Here is a 20,678-nt window from a genome sequence, read left to right on the forward strand (position 1 = left end):
CGAACGGGCCACGAAACCGGATCCTCCCGCTACGGCTGGGCAACGATCGGCAGCCGTACCTGGAGATGTACGAGGGCGCGGTGCTGGGGTGGGTGCATGGCAGATCGCACCCTCGTCCCCGGCACACGCGCCCTCGTCGTGTTCTGTGCCTCGCTGGCCCTGCTCGCGGCGGGGTGCGGCGAGCAGGGCGACCACGGCAGACCGTCGCCGTCCAAGGACGGCGGAAACCCCGTGTCGACGCCGACCGCTTCGCGTCCCGTGCCCGCCGACGGCAAGGGCTCCAAGGACCCGGACGACATCAACGGGGACGGGCACCGCGATCTGCTTCTTCCCCTGGCTTCTCGCGACAGCAAGAAGGAAGTCGGGCGGACCGCCGTCGTCTTCGGCTCCGCCAAGGGGCTCGACCCGTCGACACACGCCGTGTACGACTACCGCTCGGGCACCGTCACCACCGCCGACCTGGACGGCGACGGCTACCCCGACTTCGTCGCCACCGACGAGCCCCGGCGGCCGGAGCGGCTGACCGTGGACTGGGGCGGCCCGAGCGGGCCGAAGCCGGGCGTGGGTGCGACCCGGATCCAGGCACCGGACGGCGGGTTGGGCTCCGGCCTGCACGGGCCGGTGCGGGGCGACTTCGACGGGGACGGGCACCACGACATCGCGGCGGTCCGACAGGACGGGTCGGTGACCCTGGTGTACGGCCCCGTCACCCGTTCCGGTGTCCCGGCCCGCACCGATACCCGGCCCGGCCGGGGAAACTGGCTCGCCGCGGACGACATCGATCCGTCGGGCAAGGCGCACGCGACCGCACTGCTCATCCATGAGGGCGACGACGGCGAGCAGAGCGGTGGGGTGCTCTATTGGGCGCGCACGGGGAGCGGCCTCTCCCGCACCCCCATCACCTTGCGCGAAGGCAATGGGGCGGCGTTCGGCGACTACGACGGTGACGGCGCCACCGACCTGGCCATCGGCGACGACGGAGGCCGCAACGACGAGCCGGACACGGACGAGAGCCCGGAGGTGATCGCCTCGCTCGCGGTCTACCCCGGCAAGGGCGGCGACCCGCTCACGTACAAGATCCCGCAGAGCCGCAACTCCGAGTTCGGGCCCGGCGGTTACACGTCCGCCGACCCCGACGGCGACGGCAAGGACAGCCTCCTCGTCGCCACGGACACCGGCGCGCTGCTGATCGACGGCGAGAAGGACCGCACCGAGGTGCTCCGGGAGGGGCCCGCCCGGGTGAAGGACAGGAAGACCCAGGCGCGGTGGCGCCACGCCCGCCCGTTCGCCGCGGCCGATTTCGACGGCGACGGCAAGGAGGAGCTGATCCTGCACTGGGCGATAGATGTGCTCTTCGCTCTGTACGGCGAGCAGCCGACGCACTGGTGGATCACGGACGGCACGTCGTCGCGGGACAAGACCGCGTTCACCACGACGTCGTTCGCGGGGCGGCGCCGCGGCTGAGAGGCCCCAAGGGGCCGCCACGAACTCCCTAGGTGGCCGCCACGAACTCACGGATCGCGGCAGCGAGCCCGTCGGGGCGGTCCAGCGGGATCAGGGTGCGGCAGTCATCGAGCTCCACCAGTCGGCCCTTGGGCAGCAGTTCGGCCAGCCTGCGGCCGTGTGCGGGCGGCATCATCTTGTCCTGCCGGCCCCAGACGACCAGGGCGGGCCGGTCGTAGGTGCGCAGGCCTTCCGCCGCTTCCATCATCTCCGACCTGTGCACGGAGCGCAGATAGCGGACCAGGACGCCGCGGGCCGCCGGGTCGGTGCGCAGGGGCTTCAGCCAGCGGTCGGTGAGGTCGTGCGGGACGGGGCGGTGCGCCATGACCGCGTATCCCGTGCCGGGGACGCGGCGCAGGGCGCGCACGGACAGGATGCGGATCAGGAGCGCGATACCGCCGGGGACACGCGCGGCGGCGTCCATCATCTTGCCGCCGGCGCGCGGCGGGTAGTTGTCGAAGGCCTCGCAGCCCGCGATGACCATCCGGCCGACGCGGTCGGGGCGCTCGGCCGCCAGCTGCTGGAGCCGCCCGGCGTCGTTCTCGACGAAGACCGCGTCGTCGCCGAGTTCCAGCGCGTCGGCGAACTCGCCGATCAGCCGTGCCATGCCCCGCGGCGTCAGCTCGGCGCCCGGCCTCAGCGGCACGCGGTGACTGCCGTACGGGAGGGTCGGCACCAGGCAGCGGAACTCGCCGCCCAGTTCGTCGACGACATGACGCCATACGCTGCCGTCCTGGACGAGGCCGTGCAGGAGGACGAGCGGTGTGCCCGTCCCGCCGGTGTCCTCGTACTCGATCGGTCCCGCAGTGAGCTCGATCCGTGCCATGGCCGCCCCGCCCCCGTATCCTCGCGTGATCGTCGGCCCGACGCTATGCGGATCAGTCGACGACCGCCACCCCGTCCAGCTCCACCAGGCACTCTTCGTCCCAGAGGCGGACCGCACCGATCACCGCCATGGCGGGGTAGTCGCGGCCCGCCAACCGCTTCCAGATGCGGCCCAGTTGGGGTGCCTGGGCCCGGTAGTCCGCGACGTCCGTGGCGTAGACGGTGACGCGGGCGAGGTCGGCGGGGACGCCTCCCGCGTGGCGCAGGGCGGTGAGGAGGTTGGTCAGCGCCCGCTCGAACTGCTCGGCCAGGGTCGTGCCGGTGACCTTGCCGTCGGCGTCGAGCGCGGTCTGGCCCGCGAGGAAGACGAGACGGCCGCCGGTCGCGGTGACGGCGTGCGAGAAGCCGGTGGGCGGGGAGAGTTCGTCGGGGTTGACGCGTTCGAGGCTCATGCGGAGGACTCCTCGTGGCTGACGGACGGGACGGACGGGGCGGCGGACTCGGTGGCGGCCTGAGCGGCGTACAACTCCTTGGCGATGATGGTCCGTTGAACCTCGCTGGCCCCTTCGTAGATGCGAGGTGCCCGCACCTCGCGGTAGAGGTGCTCCATGAGGTGCCCCCGCCGCAGGGCGCGCGCGCCGTGCAGCTGGACCGCGGCGTCGACGACGTACTGCGCCGTTTCCGTGGCCATCAGCTTGGCCATCGCGGCCCGTTGGGCGATGTCCGGCTCACCACGGTCGTAGGCCGCTGCTGCCGCGTGGACCATGAGGCGGGCCGCCTCGGTCCGGGTGGCCATCTCCGCGACCTGGTGCGCGACCGCCTGGAGGTCCTTCAACTTGCCTCCGAACGCGTCCCGTTCGGCGGTGTGCGCGAGCGTCGCGTCCAGGGCCGCGGCGGCCATGCCGACCGCGAAGGCGCCGACGCTGGGGCGGAAACGGTTGAGGGTGGTCATGGCCACGCGGAAACCGCGGTCGGGCTCACCCAGGACGTCATCGGCGGTGACGGTCACGCCGTCGAAGGCGAGGGCGCCGATGGGGTGCGGGGAGAGCATGTCCAGGGGCGTGCCGGTGAGGCCCGCGCGGTCGGCGGGCACGAGGAAGGCGGTGACTCCGCGGGCGCCCGCGCCGGGGGTCGTACGGGCGAAGACGGTGTAGAAGTCGGCTTCGGGGGCGTTCGAGATCCAGCACTTCTCTCCGGTGAGCCGCCAGGAGGAGGGGCCGTCCGGTGCGGCGGCCAGGGCCAGGGCCGCGGCGTCCGAGCCCGCCCCGGGTTCGGAGAGCGCGAAGGCGGCGACGGCACGGCCCGCGCGGGCGGGGGCGAGCCACTGTTCACGCTGCCGCGCGGAGCCGTACGCGGCGACGGGGTGCGCCCCGAGCCCCTGCAGGGCGAGGGCGGTCTCGGCCTCCGTGCAGGCGTGGGCGAGGGACTCGCGCAGGAGGCAGAGACCCAGGGCGCCCGACGTGGCATGCGAGGCCGCCCGTGAGGCAGTGGAGCCGGCCGCCCCCTCCCCCGCGAACAGGCGGTCCAGGAGGCCGAGTTCCCCCAGCGCCTCCACCAGCGGGCGGTTCACGCGGCCCGGCTCACCCTTCTCGGCCAGCGGACGCAATCGCTTGTCGGCGAGGGTGCGCAACTCCGCACACCAGGCGATTTGTTCCGGATTGAGCGAGAATGCCGTCATCCCGGGCCCCTCCTTTATCGCGCACCGTTGACTGTCGTCACCATCACGATACGCTCGTTCCGCGAGCTCACCACAAGCCCGAACGGCAAGGGGGCGACCCGCTGTGGACGCCAAGAGTGCACTGCGACTCCACCCATCGGCCCACGTGGACACCTTCGCCCGGGATCATCTCCCGCCGCCGGAGCAGTGGCCCGCGTTCGTCCGCGACCGGCCCGAACTGCATTACGCCGATCGCCTCAACTGCGGCGCCGAGCTCCTGGACCGGACGGTGGAACGGCTCGGCGGCGACCGGCCCGCCTTCCGTACGGGATCCGGCGACGCATGGACGTACGGCGAGCTGCGGCGGCACGTCGACCGGACCGCCCACGTCCTGACCGCGGAACTCGGCGTACGGCCCGGTGAGCGCGTCCTGCTGCGCGGACCCACCACCCCCTGGCTCGCGGCCTGCTGGCTCGCGGTGATGAAGGCGGGCGCGGTCGCGGTCACCGTCCTGGCCCAGCAGCGCCCGCACGAGCTGGCCACGATCTGCGAGATCGCCGAGGTCGGCCACGCGCTGTGCGATGTCCGCGCCGTGGACGACCTGATCAAGGCCGGGATCCCCGGCCTCGATGTCACCCCCTTCGGCGGGGACGCGGACGACGACCTGCTGGCGCGCGCCGCCCGGCAGCCGGATGTCTACGAACCCGTCGACACCGCCTCCGACGACGTCGCCCTCATCGCCTTCACGTCCGGCACCACGGGCCGCCCCAAGGGCTGCATGCACTTCCACCGTGACGTGCTCGCCATCGCCGACACCTTCGCGCGCCACGTCCTGAAACCGGGGCCCGACGACGTGTTCACGGGCAGCCCGCCGCTCGGTTTCACCTTCGGGCTCGGCGGGCTCGTCATCTTCCCGCTGCGGGTCGGCGCCTCCTCGGTCCTGCTCGAACAGGCGGGCCCCAGGCAGCTGCTGCCCGCGATCGCCGAGCACGGCGTGACGGTGCTGTTCACGGCGCCGACCGCCTACCGCACGATGCTCGACGAGCTGGGCAAGCCGGACGCGCCGGACGTCTCCACCCTGCGGCGGTGCGTCTCCGCGGGCGAGAACCTGCCCGCCGCCACCTGGCGGGCCTGGCACGAGCGCACCGGGCACCGCATCATCAACGGCATCGGCGCGACGGAGCTCCTGCACATCTTCATCTCCGCCGCGGACGAGGCGATCCGCCCCGGCACCACGGGCCGCCCCGTCCCGGGGTGGCACGCGCGCGTGGTCGACGGCTCGGGCGCCCCGGTGCCGGACGGGGAGCCGGGACTGCTCGCCGTGCGCGGTCCCGTCGGCTGCCGGTATCTGGGCGACGAACGGCAGCTCCAGTACGTGCGCCACGGCTGGAACGTCACCGGCGACACCTACGTCCGCGACGCCGACGGCTATTTCACCTACGTGGCCCGCGCGGACGACATGATCATCTCGGCCGGGTACAACATCGCGGGCCCTGAGGTCGAGGAGGCGCTCCTGCGCCACCCGGACGTCCTGGAGACCGCCGTCGTGGGGCGCCCGGACGAGCTGCGCGGGCAGAGCGTCGTCGCGTACGTCGTGCAGCGCCCCGGCACGGAGCGGGACCCGGACCGGCTGCGCGAGTTCGTGAAGGGCGAGCTGGTGCCGTACAAGTGTCCGCGCGAGATCGTCTATCTGGACGCCCTGCCGCGCACCGCGACAGGCAAGCTGCAACGGTTCCGGCTGCGCGAGCCCGGGCCCGTAGAGTGATCACGTGTCCGAGCAGCACACTCCACGGTCCCTGATCGTCACCTTCTACGGCGCCTACGGGCGCGCGGCCCCCGGCCCGGTGCCCGTCGCCGAGCTGGTCAGGCTCCTCGCCCCGGTCGGCGTGGACGCCCCGTCCGTGCGCTCTTCCGTGTCCCGGCTCAAGCGGCGCGGTCTCCTCGTCCCCGCCCGGACGGCGGCGGGCGCTGCGGGGTACGCCCTCTCGCCGGACGCGCGCCAGCTCCTGGACGACGGCGACCGGCGCATCTACGCCTCTCCCCCGGCGGCGCGGCAGGGCGGCGGCTGGGTGCTCGCCGTGTTCTCCGTGCCGGAGTCGGAACGCCAGAAGCGGCACGTGCTGCGCTCCCGCCTTGCCGGGCTCGGCTTCGGAACGGCCGCCCCGGGGGTGTGGATCGCCCCGGCGCACCTCTACGAAGAGACCCGGCACACCCTGGAGCGGCTCCAACTGTCCTCGTACGTGGACCTGTTCCGCGGCGAGCACCTGGGCTTCGCGGCGACGGCCGACGCGGTGGCCCGCTGGTGGGACCTGTCCTCCATCGCCAAGGAGCACGAGGTGTTCCTCGACCGGCACGAGCCGGTGCTCAGGGCCTGGCAGGGGCGCGCGGACACCCCGCCGGAGGAGGCGTACCGCGACTATCTCCTGGCCCTGGACTCCTGGCGCCGGCTGCCCTACGCCGATCCGGGGCTGCCGGGGGAACTCCTCCCCGAGGGGTGGCCCGGAGACCGGTCCGCCGAGGTGTTCACGGCCCTCGACGGACGACTGCGGGACGCGGGAGCGTACTTCGTGACGCTCAACTCCCCAGCTTGAGACGGGGCTTGGGGGCATCCGTGCGACCGGTCTGAGGCCGGCGGCTGCCCGCCCCGTACTGCACGGGCCAGCTGACGCCCGGTCCGGCGTACCCCTGCTCGGCCGCCGCGTGGAGGGTCCAGTGCGGGTCGTACAGATGCGGGCGCGCGAGCGCGCACAGGTCCGTTCGGCCCGCCAGAATCAGCGAGTTGACGTCGTCCCAGGAGGAGATGGCTCCGACGGTGAGGACGGGGACGCCGGTTTCGTTGCGGATGCGGTCGGCGAACGGCGTCTGGTAGGAGCGGCCGTACGCGGGGCGTTCGTCAGAGACGACCTGGCCGGTCGAGACGTCGATCGCGTCGGCTCCGTGCGCGGCGAAGGAGCGGGCGATCTCGACGGCGTCGTCCGCGGTGGTGCCGCCGTCGGCCCAGTCGGTGGCCGAGACGCGGACGGTCATGGGTTTGCCGTCCGGCCACAACTCCCTTACCGCGTCGAAGACTTCGAGGGGGAAACGCATGCGGTTGGCCAGCGAGCCACCGTATTCGTCGGTCCGTCGGTTGGTCAGCGGCGAGAGGAAGCCGGACAGCAGATAGCCGTGGGCGCAGTGCAGTTCGAGGAGGTCGAAGCCGCTCCGCTCGGCCCGCCGGGCCGCCTCCGTGAACTGTTCGCGGATCTCGGCGAGCCCGGTCCGGTCCAGCTCATGCGGGCGCTGGCTGCCCGCCTTGTACGGGAGGGGCGAGGGCGCCACCAGCGGCCAGTTCCCCTCCTCCAGGGGTTCGTCGATGCCCTCCCACATCAGCTTCGTCGAGCCCTTGCGTCCCGCGTGGCCGAGCTGCACGCCGATCGCGGTGCCGGGCGCCTGCGCGTGCACGAAGTCGGTGATGCGGCGCCAGGCGTCGGCCTGTCCTTCGGTGTAGAGCCCGGCGCAGCCCGGCGTGATGCGGCCCCGGTCGCTGACGCACACCATCTCGGTCATGACCAGGCCCGCGCCACCGAGCGCCCGTGCGCCCAGGTGGACGAGGTGGAAGTCGCCGGGGACGCCGTCCACCGCGGAGTACATGTCCATGGGGGACACGACCACGCGGTTGCGCAGGGTGAGGCCGCGCAGCCGGAAGGGCGTGAACATCGGCGGTGTACCGGCCGGACAGCCGAAGTCGCGCTCGACGGACTCGGTGAAGTGGGCGTCGCGCAGGCGCAGGTTGTCGTGGGTGACGCGGCGGCTGCGGGTGAGCAGGTTGAACGCGAACTGGCGCGGCGGCTGGCCGAGATGGTCCGGGAGCCGCTCGAACCACTCCAGGCTCGCGCGGGCCGCGCGCTGCGTGGACTCGACGACGGGACGGCGCTCCGTCTCGTACGCGGCGAGTGCGTCGGCGATGTCCGGCTGCTCCTCCAGGCAGGCGGCGAGCGCGAGCGCGTCCTCGACGGCGAGCTTGGTGCCGGAGCCGATGGAGAAGTGCGCGGTGTGGGCCGCGTCGCCGAGAAGCACCGTATTGCCGTGGGACCAGCGCTTGTTGACGACCGTGCGGAAGTTGATCCAGGCGGACTTGTTGCCGCGCAGCGTCCGGCCGTCGAGCGCGTCGGCGAAGATCTTGGCGCAGCGCTCGGACGACTCCCGCTCGTCGAGCTCCGCGAACCCGGCCGCCTCCCACACCTCTTCGCGCATCTCGACGATGACCGTGGACTCGCCCGTGCCGGCCGTGGAGAAGGGGTAGCCGTGCAGCTGCATCACGCCGTGCTCGGTCTCGGCGATCTCGAAACGGAAGGCATCGAAGGCGAAGTCGGCGGCGAGCCAGATGTAGCGACAGCGGTGCGTCTCGACGCTCGGCCCGAACGCTTCGGCGTGCGCCTCGCGCGTGAGACTGTGCACGCCGTCCGCCGCGATCACCAGGTCGTACGCGGCGGAGAGCTCGGCGGCGGGCGGGGCCTCGGACCGGAAGCGCAGGTCGACGCCGAGTTCACGGCACCGCTCGTGCAGGATGCCCAGCAGCCTGCGCCGACCGAGGGCCGCGAAGCCGTGCCCGCCGGAGGTGTGCCGGCTCCCCCGGTGCACGATGTCGATGTCGTCCCAGCGGACGAACTCGGCCTGGAGGGCGCGGTAGACGACGGGATCGGCGTGCTCGATGCCGCCGAGCGTCTCGTCCGAGAGGACGACTCCGAAGCCGAACGTGTCGTCCGGGGCGTTGCGCTCCCAGACGGTGATCTCGCGCTCCGGGTCGAGCCGCTTGAGGAGGGCGGCGGCGTAGAGCCCGCCGGGGCCGCCGCCGATGACGGCGATGCGGTGGGCGGAGCCGCGGTCGGGGGCCGTCACCGTCAGCGCCCCTGCCACTTGGGCGCGCGCTTCTCCGTGAACGCCGCGTGGAATTCCTTGTAGTCCTCGCCGGTCATCAAGAGTGCCTGCGTCGCCGCGTCCAGCTCCACGGCCGCGGCGAGCGGCATGTCCAGTTCCGAGGTCAGCAGCGCCTTGGTCTGCGCGTACGCGAGGGCGGGGCCGTCGGCGAGGCGGCGCGCGAGGGTCTGTGCGGCCTCGGGGACCTTGCCCTCGTCCGTCAGCTCGCTGATCAGGCCGATCCGTTCGGCCTCGGGGGCGCGCACCGGGTCGCCCAGCATCAGGATGCGGGTGGCGTGACCGAGGCCGACGACGCGGGGCAGGAGGTAAGCGGCCCCCATGTCACCGCCCGAGAGGCCGACCCGGGTGAAGAGGAAGGAGAACCGCGCCGAGGGATCCGCCACCCGGAAGTCCGAGGCGAGGGCGAGCACCGCACCCGCACCCGCGGCCACTCCGTGCACGGCGGTGATCACCGGGAAGGGGCACTCGCGGATGGCGCGGACGACCTGGCCCGTCATGCGGTTGAAGTCGAGCAGCTGGGCGGTGTCCATGCCGAGGGTCGCGCCGATGATCTCGTCGACGTCACCGCCCGAGCAGAAGCCGCGCCCCTCCCCACCGAGCACCAGGGCGCGCACGGACTTGTCGCGGGACAGTTCGGCCAGGAGGTCGCGCAGGTCGGCGTAGGCGCCGAAGGTGAGCGCGTTCAGCTTGTCGGGGCGGGCGAGGGTGACCGTGGCGACCCCGTCGTCCACCTCGAAGCGGAGGTGCTGCCAGTCGGGGGTGCGGGGGGCGGAGCCGGTGAAGGGACTCATGACGACGTGCGGCCTCCTCGGTCGGGCGGCGGCGGTCCATCTCGTGACGTTCTCTCTACTCTTCGAAGCTATCACCTGTCCGTGACTGTCGTCACGAGTACGCGATACCCCTCAAGGGCCAGACGTCCCGGTTCTGCCCGACCGTCGACCCTGTCGGCATAGCGCTTAAGCTTCGTACGGTTGAAAGCAGGATCGCCTGCTGCCCTGAACGGACCCGCCTTGCACGAATCTCCCGCTCCCACCTCGTGGCGCATCGCGCTGCCGCACGCCACTGCCGCGGTGCCGATCGCCCGCGCACTGGTGCGTACGGCGCTCATGGAGATCGACACGCCCGCCGACAGCGACACCGCCGAGCTCCTCACGGCCGAGCTGGTGGCCAACGCGGTGGAGCACACCTCGGGGCAGGACCCGATAGAGCTCGTGATCGAGCTCCTGCCGACCGGCTGCCAGGTCGAGGTCCACGACTCGAACCCGCTGCCGCCCGGCGATCTCACCGACCCGGGGCCGATGAACGAGCCGGACCCCTGGCAGGAGCACGGGCGCGGCCTGCTCCTGATCCGCACCCTCAGCTCTTCCTGCGGTCACCGCCCCACCGGCTCCGGCAAGGCGGTCTGGTTCACCCTGCCCGCGGCGTAGGCGTCGCGGAACCGGCCGCCTCGGCCTTGCCGAGCCGCGAGTGACGGCGCCCGTACAGCGCGTACACCAGGGAGCCCACGACCAGGAACACGGCGAACTGCACCCACGTCGTCCAGCCCGTGCCCCAGATCAGGTAGAGGCAGAAGCCCACGCCCAGGATCGGGCTCACCGGGTACAGCGGCACCCGGAAGGTGCGCCTCAGCTCCGGCGCCGAGCGGCGCAGCGCGAGCACCGCGACGTTCACCACGACCATGATGGCCAGCGTGCCGATCGTCGTCAGGTTCACCACCACGTCGAGCGACGAGAAAGCCGCCGGGACGGCGAAGACCGCGGCGACGATCCAGGTGTTGGCGACCGGCGTCGAGGTCTTGGGCGAGACGCGCTCGAAGACGCGCGGGACGAGCCCGTCGCGGGACATCGACATCAGGATGCGGGTCTGCCCGTACATCACGGCGAGCACGACGGACGCGATGGCCACGACCGCGCCGAAGGCGATGATCCCGCCGCCGACCGAGGAGTCGGTGACCTGGTTGACGACCAGCGAGAGCGCGGCGGGCTTGTCGGCCACCGCGTCCGCGCCCAGCGCGCCGATCGCCCCGAGGGCGACGGCGACGTACAGCAGGGTGGCGACGCCGATGCAGATCAGGATGGCGATCGGGATGTTCCTGCGGGGGTTCTTGACCTCTTCGCCCGCCGTGGTGATCGCGTCGAAGCCGATGAAGGAGAAGAAGGCGAGCGAGGCGCCCGCGGTGATGCCGGAGGCTCCGGCGCCCGCGAAGGGGGTGAGGTTGCCGGCCTTGAACGCGGTGAACGCGATCGCGAGGAACAGCAGCAGGATCCCGATCTTGAGCATGGCCATGGCGGCCGTCGCCCGCGCGCTCTCGCGGATGCCGCGTACGAGCAGCACGGCGGCCAGCAGGATCACGACCACGGCGGGCAGGTTCACGGCTCCGCCCTCGCCGGGACCGGCGGAGAGCGCGTCGGGCAGGTGCCAGCCCGTGAGGCTTTCGAGCAGCTCGTTCAGGTACTGGCTCCAGCCGACCGCCACGGCGGAGACGGAGACGCCGTACTCCAGGAGCAGGCACCAGCCGACGAGGAACGCGGTGCGCTCGCCGAGCGAGGCGTACGCGAAGGAGTAGGAGCTGCCGGAGACCGGGATCGCACCGCCCAGCTCGGCGAACGAGAACGCGGTGAAGATGCAGGTCACGGCGGCCAGGAGGTACGAGACGGCGACCGCGGGGCCCGCCTCGGCGACGCTGTCGGAGAGGCCGACGAAGATGCCGGTGCCGACGATCGCGCCGACGCCGAAGCACACCAGCTGGAACAGGCCCATAGTGCGCTTCAGGCCGTGGCCTTCGAGGTCGGCACCCGATTCGGCGACTAGGAGTTCGGGGGACTTGATGCGGAGTCCTGCCGGACCGGTCGAGCGCATGCGGTGGTTCTCATTTCGGTGGTGCTGGGCGCGGCGGGGGTGGGGCCGCATAGAAGCGGGGCCGGGGGAAGGTGTTCCCCGGCCCCGCCCGTGTGAGCTTCTGTCAGGCGAGTGTCGCGACGAGAATCGCCTTGATCGTGTGGAGCCGGTTCTCCGCCTCGTCGAAGACGACGGAGTGCGCGGACTCGAAGACCTCGTCGGTGACCTCGAGAGAGCTTAGACCGTGCCGGGCGTGGATCTCACGGCCGACCTTCGTGCCCAGGTCGTGGAAGGCCGGGAGGCAGTGCAGGAACTTCACGTCGGCGTTGCCCGTGGCGCGCAGGACGTCCATGGTCACGGCGTACGGCGCGAGGGCCGCGATGCGCTCGTCCCAGACCTCCTTGGGCTCACCCATGGAGACCCAGACGTCGGTCACGACGAAGTCGGCGCCCGCGACGGCCTCGGTGACGTCCTCGCTGAGCGTGATCCGGGCGCCGCTGGTCCCGGCGAGCTCGCGGGCCCGGGCGACGATCTCGTCGGCGGGCCAGTAGGCCTTGGGCGCCACGATGCGTACGTCCATGCCGAGGAGCGCCGCGGTGATCAGGTACGAGTTGCCCATGTTGAAACGAGCGTCACCGAGATAGGCGAACGTGATCTCGGTGAGCGGCTTCGTGCTGTGCTCGGTCATCGTGAGCACGTCGGCGAGCATCTGGGTGGGGTGCCAGTCGTCGGTCAGGCCGTTGTAGACGGGCACGCCCGCGTACGCGCCGAGCTCCTCGACGGTCGACTGGGCGTCGCCGCGGAACTCGATGGCGTCGAACATCCGGCCGAGCACCCGGGCGGTGTCCTTGGCGGACTCCTTGCTGCCGATGTGCGATCCGGCCGGGTCTATGTACGTCGTCGAGGCACCCTGGTCAGCGGCGGCGACCTCGAAGGAGCAGCGGGTCCGCGTGGAGGACTTCTCGAAGATCAGCGCGATGTTCCTGCCGCGCAGCCGCTGCGTCTCGGTCCCCGCCTTCTTGGCCGCCTTCAGCTCGGCGGCAAGCTCGATCAGGCCGCGGAACTCCTCGGCGGTGAAGTCCAGCTCCTTGAGGAAGTGGCGGCCGGTGAGGTCGATGGCCATGATGGCGCTCCAGGGGTACGCGTACGGGGATACTGGAAGTCTATACGACGCTCCACATTTCTATACAGCTCGATGGATGGCTATGGGTCGATGGCTGTCAGTCGATGGCGTCCCGCTGCACCGGACAGCTCATGCACCGCGGACCGCCCCGGCCGCGCCCCAGCTCGCTGCCCAGGATCTCGATCACCTCGATGCCCTCCTTGCGCAGATGCGTGTTCGTGGTCGAGTTCCGTTCGTACGCCACGACGACGCCCGGCTCGACCGCCAGCACGTTGCAGCCGTCGTCCCACTGCTCGCGCTCGGCCGCGTGCACGTCCTGGGTCGCCGTGAGGACCCGGATGCCGCTCATCCCGAGGGCCGCCGCTATGGCCCGGTGCATGTGCTCGGGCGGATGGTCGGTGACCTTCAGCTCCCGCCCGTCGACGCCGGGCTCGATGGTGTACGAGCGCAGCATGCCCAGGCCCGCGTACTGCGTGAAGGTGTCGCTGTCGACCATCGTCATCACCGTGTCGAGATGCATGAACGCGCGTCTCTTCGGCATGTCCAGGGCCACGATCGTCTGCGCGGAGCCCGCCGCGAAGAGCTTGTGCGCGAGCATCTCGACGGCCTGCGGTGTGGTGCGCTCGCTCATGCCGATGAGGACCGCGCCCCGGCCGATCACCAGGACGTCGCCGCCCTCGATGGTGGAGGGATAGTCCGCCTGTCCCTGGGACCAGACGTGGAAGTCCTCGCCGCGGAAGAGCGGGTGGTGCCGGTAGATCGCCTCGAAGTGCACGGTCTCGCGCTGCCGCGCGGGCCAGCGCATCGCGTTGATGGAGACGCCGTCGTAGATCCACGCCGAGGTGTCGCGCGTGAAGAGGTGGTTGGGCAGCGGGCCGAGCAGGAAGTCGTCCAGGTCCATGCAGTGGAAGCGCACGGACGTCGGCTCGGGGTGCCGCTCCAGGAACTCCCGCTTGGTCATCCCGCCGATCAGCGCGTCGGCGAGCTCCGCGGACGGCAACGTCTCGAACGCGGCCCGCAGATGGTCGGTCGCCAGCGGGCCGTACTCCTTCTCGTCGAAGACCCGGTCCAGGACGAGCAGGCGCGCGCCGGGCACGTCCATGGCCTCGGTGAGGAGGTCCCCGAAGAGATGGACGGCCACCCCGCGATCGCGCAGCACGTCGGCGAATCCGTCGTGCTCCTGGCGGGCCCTGCGGACCCACAGGACGTCGTCGAAGAGCAACGCGTCCTTGTTGCTCGGGGTGAGCCGCTTGAGCTCCAGATCAGGTCGGTGCAGGATCACGCGGCGCAGCCGCCCGGCCTCGGAGTCGACATGGAATCCCATGGAGTCCATCTTTCCCCGGCCGGGCGGCCGACGCCCGCCGTTGGCCAAAGCCCGGTTCTTGTTGCCTAGAGCCGCGGGTCCACCGGCTCCGACTCCAGGGCAAGGACCGCGAACACCGCCTCGTGCACGCGCCACAACGGCTCACCCGCCGCGAGACGGTCGAGGGCCTCGAGGCCGAGCGCGTACTCACGGACGGCGAGCGAGCGCTTGTGCCCGAGGAAGCGGTCGCGCAGCTTGTCGAGGTGGTCGGGCCGTGTGTACTCCGGGCCGTAGATGATCCGGAGGTACTCGCGTCCGCGGCACTTGATGCCGGGCTGCACGATCCGGCCCTTCGCGTCCCTGACCAGCGCCTCGACCGGCTTGACGACCATGCCCTCGCCGCCGCGGCTGGTCATCTCCAGCCACCAGTCGATGCCCGCCTGGACCGACGCCTCGTCGCCCGTGTCGACGTAGAGCCGCCGGGTGGTCTGCAGCAGGCCGGTGCCGTCGTGCTCCACCATGCGGTCGATCAGGGCGAGCTGTCCGTCGTGCGGGAGCGCGGCGAGGCTGCGGCCCTGGACGGCCAGGATCTGGAACGGCGCGAGACGCACGCCCTCCAGGCCCTCGGTCGGCCAGCAGTAGCGGCGGTAGGCGTCCGTGAACGCGGCGGCGTCCACGGCTCGTTCGCGCTGCTTGGCCAGGAGTCCCCCGGTGTCCACGCCGCGCGCCGTCGCCGCTTCCAGGGCGGCGATCGCACCGGGGAAGACGGCTCCGGCCGCGGCGCCCACGGCCGCGTACTGCGTGCGGAGCAGGCCGGAGGCCTTCAGCGACCAGGGCATCAACTCGGCGTCGAGCAGCAGCCAGTCGGTGTCCAGCTCCTGCCACAGGCCCGCCTCGGTGACGGCGTCGCGCACCCGGCCGAGTATCTCCTCGGTGATCTCCGGGTCGTCGAAGAAGGGACGCCCCGTACGGGTGCAGAGCGAGCCGGTCGGGCCGTCCACGCCGAAGCGCTCGCGGGCCACGTCCGCGTCACGGCACACCAGGGCCACGGCGCGCGAGCCCATGTGCTTCTCCTCGCACACGACCCGGCCCACCCCGTCCTTGGCGTACGAGGCGAAGGCCTCGGCCGGGTGCTCCAAATAGCCCTCACGCTGCGATGTCGCGGTCGGGGCCATCGTCGGCGGGAGGTAGGGAAGGAGCCGCGGGTCCACGGCGAAACGGCTCATGACCTCAAGGGCCGCCGCCGCGTTCTCCTCGCGCACCGCGACGCGGCCGGCGTGACCGGTCTCCACGGCGCGGCGGCCGTGCACGTCGTTCAGGTCGAGCGGACGGCCGTCGTGGCCGCCGGGGGCCTCCGTACGCAGCGGCCTGGCCGGCTCGTACCAGACCTGCTCCGCCGGTACGTCGACCAGTTCGCGCTCCGGCCAGCGCAGGGCGGTGAGCCTGCCGCCGAACACGGCACCGGTGTCCAGGCAGATGGTGTTGTTCAGCCAGGTCGCCGTCGGCACGGGGGTGTGGCCGTAGACCACGGCGGCGCTGCCCCGGTAGTCCTCCGCCCACGGGTAGCGCACGGGCAGGCCGAACTCGTCGGTCTCGCCGGTGGTGTCGCCGTACAGCGCGTGCGAGCGCACCCGGCCCGACGTCCGCCCGTGGTACTTCTCGGGCAGGCCCGCGTGACAGACGACGAGCTTGCCGCCGTCGAGGACGTAGTGCGAGACGAGGCCGTCCACGAACTCCCGCACGCTCGCGCGGAACTCCTCGCTCTCGGCCTCCAACTGCTCGACGGTCTCGGCGAGTCCGTGGGTGTGCTGGACCTTGCGGCCCTTGAGATAACGGCTGAGCTTGTTCTCGTGATTGCCCGGCACGCACAGGGCGCTGCCGTCGCCGACCATCGACATCACGCGGCGCAGCACGCCCGGCGAGTCCGGTCCGCGGTCGACGAGGTCACCCACGAACACGGCCGTACGCCCGTCGGGGTGCGCGCCGTCCACGTATCCGAGCTTGCCGAGCAGCGTCTCCAGCTCGGCGGCGCAGCCGTGGATGTCGCCGATGATGTCGAAGGGTCCTGTGAGGTGCGAGAGGTCGTTGTAGCGCTTCTCGGTGACGACGGTGGCGTGGTCGACCTCCTCCACGCCCTTGAGGACGTGCACCTTCCTGAACCCCTCGCGCTCCAAGTGCTTGAGCGAGCGCCGCAGTTCGCGCTGGTGGCGCTGGATGACACGGCGGGGCATGCCGGCCCGGTCGGCGCGCCCGGCGTTGCGCGCGGCGCAGACCTCCTCGGGCACGTCCAGGACGATGGCGATGGGCAGGACGTCGTGCTGCCTGGCCAGCTCGATGAGCTGCTTGCGGCTCTCGCTCTGCACGTTCGTCGCGTCGACGACGGTGCGGCGGCCCGCCGCGAGGCGCTTGCCCGCGATGTAGTGCAGCACGTCGAAGGCGTCGCCGCTCGCACCCTGGTCGTTCTCGTCGTCGGCGACGAGGCCGCGGCAGAAGTCGCTGGAAAGAACCTCGGTGGGCTTGAAGTGCTTGCGGCCGAAGGTCGACTTGCCGGAGCCGGTGGCGCCGACGAGGACGACGAGGGAGAGGTCGGTGACGGGCAGCACGCGCCCCGCGTGAGTGGCTTCCGTGCCGGAGCCGGTGCTGGTTTCATTCGTCATGCCGCCCGCACCTCCTTCGCCTTCGTGTCGGTCTTGTCGGTCTTGTCGGTCTTGAGGGTGGCCTTGTCGTCCGTCTTGTCGGCCTGCGTGAACACGGCCATCTGGGTCGGCGGACCCACCTCGGGGTCGTCGTCCCCCACGGGCACGAACTCCACGCCGTACCCGTGCCGTTCGGCCACCTTCCCGGCCCAGCCCCGGAACTCCTCGCGCGTCCACTCGAACCGGTGGTCGCCGTGCCGGACGTGCCCGGCGGCGAGCGTCTCCCAGCGGACGTTGTACTCGACGTTCGGCGTCGTCACGAGCACGGTGCGCGGGCGGGCGGAGCCGAACACCGCGTACTCCAGGGCGGGCAGACGTTCCTCGTCGAGGTGCTCGATGACCTCGCTGAGCACCGCCGCGTCGTACCCCTTGAGCCGCTTGTCCGTGTACGCGAGCGAGCCCTGGAAGAGCTTGACGCGCTCGGCCTGCCGCTCGCCCATGCGGTCGAGCTTCAGCCGCCGCGACGCGATGGTCAGCGCCCGCATCGACACGTCGACACCGGCTATCTCGGTGAACCGGGTGTCCTTGAGCAGCTCCTGCACCAACTGGCCCTGCCCGCACCCGAGATCGAGCACGCGCCCGGCACCGGCGCCGGCCAGCGCCGCAAGGATCGCCTCCCGCCGCAGCACGGCGAGCGGGACGGGCTTGTCCGTGCTCTCCTCGCTCTCCTCACCATCGGGATCAGCGCTCTCCTCGGCGACCGCGTTGTCGATGTCCTCGACAACCGTGTCGTCCGCGTCGGCGAGCCGCACCAGTTCCAGCCGCTGCATGGCCTCCTGGGTCAGCGACCAGCGCCGCGCGAGATAGCGGCTGGTGATGACCTTCTGCTCCGGGTGGTCCGCGAGCCAGCCCACACCGGCACGCAACAGCTTGTCGACCTCGTCCGGCGAGACCCAGTAGTGCTTGGCGTCGTCGAGCACGGGGAGCAGGACATAGAGGTGCCGAAGCGCCTCGCCCAGGGTCAACTTCCCGTCCGGAACGTCGAGTACGAGGTGGACATACCGCGAGTGGCCCCACTCCGGGAACTGCTCGTCCAGCGGAATTCGCGTCGCCGCGACCGTCCAGCCCAGCGGCTCGAACAGCTTGCGCACCAGGTCGGCGCCGCCCCGCGCGGGCAGCGCGGGCACCTCGATGCGCAGCGGCAGCGGCTGCCGAGCCCGCTCGGGCCGCGCGTTGCACACCCCGCGCATCGCGCTGGAGAACACCGCGCTCAGCGCCACGGCGAGCAGCGACGAAGCGGCGTAGGGCCGGTCGTTCACATACTGCGCGAGCGCGGCATCGGGCGCCCCGCCCCGGCCCTTTCCCTTCCCCCGCCGCACCAGCGCCACGGGATCCACCTCTAGCAGCAGCGCGGCGGTGCAACGCTCCACGGACGCCTCGGGGTAGAGGACGTGCGCGGTGCCGTAGGAAGTGGAGAACGCCTGCGCCTTCTCGGGATGCTTGTGCAGCAGGAAACCGAGGTCGGTAGCAGGGCTCTCAGGGGTACCGGAAGTACTGATCGACAGGAACACGGGTATGCCTCGAAACGCAATCTGAACTGCGGAAACTTACGGTTGCGGCTCCAGCGCGCCTCTAGACCGTACAGCGAACATCAGGGACTCACTCAGGGGTTTTCGCTCCCCCTCGGGGGCCCTTCAGCCCTCGACCCAGCCGTGGCTCTTGCCGTGCTGCACCAGTTGTTCGCGGAGGTGCTTGATCTGCTCACCGGTCATCCACGGAGCCGCGCCGAGCAGCAGCTCGGTCACCTCGAACGAGTACTCCGCGACGCTGAGCACATCGCAGGTCGGCTCCTCACCGTCGTCGAACCCCGCGGCGGACGCCCGGATCGACGGGGGCATCTGCGCCCTGCCACCGACGAACGGCACTGCCGCCGACGCCTGCGCCCTCTCGGGGAGACGGACGGACGACGCCTTGGGTCCGCGCTCACCCTCCTCGATCTCGAACTCGACCAGCGCCCCCGTGTGCACCAGAGGCTCCGGGATCAGCAGGTCGTTGGCGTGCAGGAACACGTCCTCCCCACCATGCTCCGGGGCGATGAACCCATAGCCCCGCGCGCCGTCGAACCGGACAACCCTGCCAGCGACCATCTCGACCCCAACCCCCACACCGTCTCCGGGCCCCTCGCCCGGACAGCCAGTGCCGAAGCCTAACCTCCGCACCCCGGCGCCGTACGGCCGAGCGCCCTCCCAGGTCCCGCCCGCAGGCGGCGGCAACACGGCCTGTGCGGGACTGAAAGTGGAACGGGCATCCGGGCAAGATAGCTGCATGGACCTTCGAATCTTCACCGAACCGCAGCAGGGTGCGACCTACGAGACGCTCCTCCGCGTCGCCAAGGCCACCGAGGACCTCGGCTACAGCGCCTTCTTCCGATCCGACCACTACCTCGTGATGGGCTCCTCCGACGGTCTCCCCGGCCCCACGGACGCCTGGATCACCCTCGCGGGCCTGGCCCGTGAGACCCGGCGGATCCGGCTCGGCACCCTGATGACCGCGGGCACCTTCCGGCTGCCCGGCGTGCTCGCCATCCAGGTCGCGCAGGTCGACCAGATGTCGGGCGGCCGCATCGAGCTCGGCCTCGGATCGGGGTGGTACGAGGCGGAGCACTCCGCGTACGGAATCCCCTTCCCGAAGGAGAAGTTCGGTCGCCTGGAGGAACAACTCGCCATCGTCACCGGCCTGTGGGAGACCCCGGTCGGCGAACGGTTCACCTTTGACGGCACCTACTACCAACTCTCCGATTCCCCCGCCCTGCCCAAGCCCGCGCAGCCCAAGGTGCCCGTCCTCATCGGCGGCCACGGCGCCAAGCGGACGCCCGCCCTCGCGGCCCGCTACGCGAGCGAGTTCAACATCCCCTTTGCCTCTCTTTCCGACACCGAGCAGCAGTTCAAGCGGGTCCGCGCCGCCGCCGAAGAGGTCGGCCGCAAGGCCGACGACCTCACCTACTCCAACGCGCTGGTGGCCTGCGTCGGCAAGACGGACGCGGAGGTGAAGCGCCGCGCCGACGCGATCGGGCGCGAGGTGGAGGACCTGAAGGCGAACGGACTCGCCGGCTCCCCCGCCGAGGTCGTCGAGAAGATCGCCGCCTACCAGGCCGTCGGCTCGCAGCGCATGTACCTCCAGATGCTCGACCTGGACGACCTCGACCACCTGGAGCTGATCTCCTCGCAGGTCATGTCGCAGCTGAGCTGACCGCGGCGCGACCGCCCCTCGGCCACCGAGCGGCCCTGGGTGGGGTGACCCTGGGGCGGCTGGCCCTGGGGCGGCTGGTGGCCCCGGTGGAGTAGGCCTCGGTGCATGCCGCCTCCGTGGATTCGGAACCGGTCGCGCTCCCGTCAACTCCACCGGTGCCGCCGGTTCCGCGCGGCCCCGGCCGGGTGAAATTCCGTCAACCCCGCATCCGGTGTGGCCCCGCCCCAGTGACCCGCCGCCGCAGGTGATCGTTGGCTCGGGCGGAGCCGGACCGCCCGGCACCCGCGCCGGCGGCCGCTGCTGGTGCGTCGCTCGCACCAGCAGCCCTCCACCACCGGGAGGGCGAGGGCCGAGGAGGCCGTCATGTCCCAGGAAGCCGTACCCGATCAGGAGGCCGCGCGCGAACCGTCCGTGCCCGAGCAGCAGGGCCCACCCAAGGGCCTGCTCCAGCAGATGGAGGAGCTGATGGCCGCGCTCAACGCGGACCTGACCCAGCTCGACGCGGATCTGCAGCAGTCGACGACGGCCGGCGACACCGCACCCCCCGCCCCTCGTCCCCCCGCCGGCGACGAGCCCACCCGCTTCTGACGGCGCCGGCACTCCCCCGGCGCCAGTGCCGCCCGGCCG

General features: G+C 71.5%; 17 protein-coding genes. 6 read left to right on the top strand and 11 right to left on the bottom strand.

The features are described from left to right. Positions 1–96 precede the first annotated feature (96 nt). Positions 97–1,464, top strand: a complete 1,368-nt coding sequence (locus OG302_RS11565) for an FG-GAP repeat domain-containing protein (RefSeq protein ID WP_371526721.1) — start codon at positions 97–99, stop codon at positions 1,462–1,464. Positions 1,465–1,492: 28 nt separating this feature from the next. Here the strand turns inward: OG302_RS11565 and OG302_RS11570 are convergent, their stop codons facing one another. Genes OG302_RS11570 through OG302_RS11580 form a run of 3 tightly spaced genes read right to left on the bottom strand, consistent with a single transcriptional unit; the run spans position 1,493 to position 4,006 of the window. After that, positions 1,493–2,329, bottom strand: a complete 837-nt coding sequence (locus OG302_RS11570; protein WP_371526722.1) for an alpha/beta fold hydrolase — start codon at positions 2,327–2,329, stop codon at positions 1,493–1,495. 52 nt (positions 2,330–2,381) lie between these two features. Continuing rightward, positions 2,382–2,780 carry a RidA family protein gene (locus tag OG302_RS11575; protein WP_371526723.1) on the bottom strand — a complete coding sequence of 133 codons (399 nt, stop codon included), beginning with the start codon at positions 2,778–2,780 and terminating at the stop codon, positions 2,382–2,384. Then, entirely contained in the window at positions 2,777–4,006 is a 1,230-nt protein-coding gene (locus OG302_RS11580) for an acyl-CoA dehydrogenase family protein (RefSeq protein WP_371526724.1), read from the bottom strand. Before OG302_RS11580 ends, OG302_RS11575 begins: the two co-directional genes overlap by 4 nt. Positions 4,007–4,109: 103 nt before the next feature. On the opposite strand from OG302_RS11580, the gene OG302_RS11585 reads away from it, so the two are divergent. Together OG302_RS11585 and OG302_RS11590 are read left to right on the top strand one after the other, a co-directional pair. After that, on the top strand, positions 4,110–5,750 hold the full coding sequence (locus OG302_RS11585; protein WP_371526725.1) for an AMP-binding protein: 1,641 nt from the start codon (positions 4,110–4,112) through the stop codon (positions 5,748–5,750). A gap of 4 nt (positions 5,751–5,754) precedes the next feature. Further along, positions 5,755–6,576 carry a PaaX family transcriptional regulator C-terminal domain-containing protein gene (locus OG302_RS11590; protein WP_371526726.1) on the top strand — a complete coding sequence of 274 codons (822 nt, stop codon included), beginning with the start codon at positions 5,755–5,757 and terminating at the stop codon, positions 6,574–6,576. Here OG302_RS11590 and OG302_RS11595 read toward each other — a convergent pair. Both OG302_RS11595 and OG302_RS11600 read right to left on the bottom strand, forming a co-directional pair. Continuing rightward, positions 6,560–8,881, bottom strand: a complete 2,322-nt coding sequence (locus tag OG302_RS11595) for a bifunctional salicylyl-CoA 5-hydroxylase/oxidoreductase (protein WP_371526727.1) — start codon at positions 8,879–8,881, stop codon at positions 6,560–6,562. The genes OG302_RS11590 and OG302_RS11595 overlap by 17 nt on opposite strands. Beyond that, complete coding sequence (locus OG302_RS11600) at positions 8,866–9,693, bottom strand: enoyl-CoA hydratase family protein (protein WP_371526728.1); 828 nt, start codon at positions 9,691–9,693, stop codon at positions 8,866–8,868. Before OG302_RS11600 ends, OG302_RS11595 begins: the two co-directional genes overlap by 16 nt. A 219-nt stretch (positions 9,694–9,912) precedes the next feature. Here OG302_RS11600 and OG302_RS11605 point away from each other — a divergent pair, with 219 nt between their 5' ends. Then, positions 9,913–10,329, top strand: coding sequence for an ATP-binding protein (locus tag OG302_RS11605; protein WP_371526729.1), 417 nt, complete (start codon positions 9,913–9,915; stop codon positions 10,327–10,329). Here OG302_RS11605 and OG302_RS11610 read toward each other — a convergent pair. From OG302_RS11610 to OG302_RS11635, 6 genes are all read right to left on the bottom strand, one after another. Further along, positions 10,310–11,761: an amino acid permease gene (locus tag OG302_RS11610; protein ID WP_371526730.1), complete on the bottom strand. Its 1,452-nt coding sequence runs from the start codon at positions 11,759–11,761 to the stop codon at positions 10,310–10,312. The two genes, OG302_RS11605 and OG302_RS11610, sit on opposite strands and share 20 nt — an antisense overlap. Before the next feature lie 103 nt (positions 11,762–11,864). Then, entirely contained in the window at positions 11,865–12,863 is a 999-nt protein-coding gene (argF, locus tag OG302_RS11615) for an ornithine carbamoyltransferase (RefSeq protein ID WP_371526731.1), read from the bottom strand. A gap of 97 nt (positions 12,864–12,960) precedes the next feature. After that, a complete protein-coding gene (locus tag OG302_RS11620; RefSeq protein ID WP_361842509.1) occupies positions 12,961–14,187 on the bottom strand; it encodes an arginine deiminase in 1,227 nt (408 codons plus the stop codon). A gap of 65 nt (positions 14,188–14,252) precedes the next feature. Continuing rightward, positions 14,253–16,823, bottom strand: a complete 2,571-nt coding sequence (locus OG302_RS11625) for a polynucleotide kinase-phosphatase (RefSeq protein WP_371526732.1) — start codon at positions 16,821–16,823, stop codon at positions 14,253–14,255. Beyond that, positions 16,820–18,373 (bottom strand): 3' terminal RNA ribose 2'-O-methyltransferase Hen1, encoded by a 1,554-nt coding sequence (locus OG302_RS11630; protein WP_371526733.1) that lies wholly within the window; start codon positions 18,371–18,373, stop codon positions 16,820–16,822. Before OG302_RS11630 ends, OG302_RS11625 begins: the two co-directional genes overlap by 4 nt. A gap of 123 nt (positions 18,374–18,496) precedes the next feature. Then, a complete protein-coding gene (locus OG302_RS11635) occupies positions 18,497–18,949 on the bottom strand; it encodes a cold-shock protein (RefSeq protein ID WP_371526734.1) in 453 nt (150 codons plus the stop codon). A 178-nt stretch (positions 18,950–19,127) separates the two neighbouring features. Here OG302_RS11635 and OG302_RS11640 point away from each other — a divergent pair, with 178 nt between their 5' ends. Then, a complete protein-coding gene (locus tag OG302_RS11640) occupies positions 19,128–20,051 on the top strand; it encodes an LLM class F420-dependent oxidoreductase (RefSeq protein ID WP_371526735.1) in 924 nt (307 codons plus the stop codon). A 363-nt stretch (positions 20,052–20,414) separates the two neighbouring features. After that, positions 20,415–20,639 carry a hypothetical protein gene (locus OG302_RS11645; protein WP_361842495.1) on the top strand — a complete coding sequence of 75 codons (225 nt, stop codon included), beginning with the start codon at positions 20,415–20,417 and terminating at the stop codon, positions 20,637–20,639. Positions 20,640–20,678: the final 39 nt, after the last annotated feature.

Origin of the sequence: Streptomyces sp. NBC_01283, from assembly GCF_041435335.1 — a bacterium.
GTDB lineage: Bacteria > Actinomycetota > Actinomycetes > Streptomycetales > Streptomycetaceae > Streptomyces.

What these genes read in the sequence shown, in the direction of transcription:
- OG302_RS11565 (WP_371526721.1), top strand. Translation starts at nt 97, where the DNA reads ATGGCAGATCGCACCCTCGTCCCCGGCACACGCGCCCTCGTCGTGTTC.
- OG302_RS11570 (WP_371526722.1), bottom strand. Translation starts at nt 2,329, where the DNA reads ATGGCACGGATCGAGCTCACTGCGGGACCGATCGAGTACGAGGACACC.
- OG302_RS11575 (WP_371526723.1), bottom strand. Translation starts at nt 2,780, where the DNA reads ATGAGCCTCGAACGCGTCAACCCCGACGAACTCTCCCCGCCCACCGGC.
- OG302_RS11580 (WP_371526724.1), bottom strand. Translation starts at nt 4,006, where the DNA reads ATGACGGCATTCTCGCTCAATCCGGAACAAATCGCCTGGTGTGCGGAG.
- OG302_RS11600 (WP_371526728.1), bottom strand. Translation starts at nt 9,693, where the DNA reads ATGAGTCCCTTCACCGGCTCCGCCCCCCGCACCCCCGACTGGCAGCAC.
- OG302_RS11610 (WP_371526730.1), bottom strand. Translation starts at nt 11,761, where the DNA reads ATGCGCTCGACCGGTCCGGCAGGACTCCGCATCAAGTCCCCCGAACTC.
- argF (WP_371526731.1), bottom strand. Translation starts at nt 12,863, where the DNA reads ATGGCCATCGACCTCACCGGCCGCCACTTCCTCAAGGAGCTGGACTTC.
- OG302_RS11620 (WP_361842509.1), bottom strand. Translation starts at nt 14,187, where the DNA reads ATGGGATTCCATGTCGACTCCGAGGCCGGGCGGCTGCGCCGCGTGATC.
- OG302_RS11625 (WP_371526732.1), bottom strand. Translation starts at nt 16,823, where the DNA reads ATGACGAATGAAACCAGCACCGGCTCCGGCACGGAAGCCACTCACGCG.
- OG302_RS11635 (WP_371526734.1), bottom strand. Translation starts at nt 18,949, where the DNA reads ATGGTCGCTGGCAGGGTTGTCCGGTTCGACGGCGCGCGGGGCTATGGG.
- OG302_RS11640 (WP_371526735.1), top strand. Translation starts at nt 19,128, where the DNA reads ATGGACCTTCGAATCTTCACCGAACCGCAGCAGGGTGCGACCTACGAG.
- OG302_RS11645 (WP_361842495.1), top strand. Translation starts at nt 20,415, where the DNA reads ATGTCCCAGGAAGCCGTACCCGATCAGGAGGCCGCGCGCGAACCGTCC.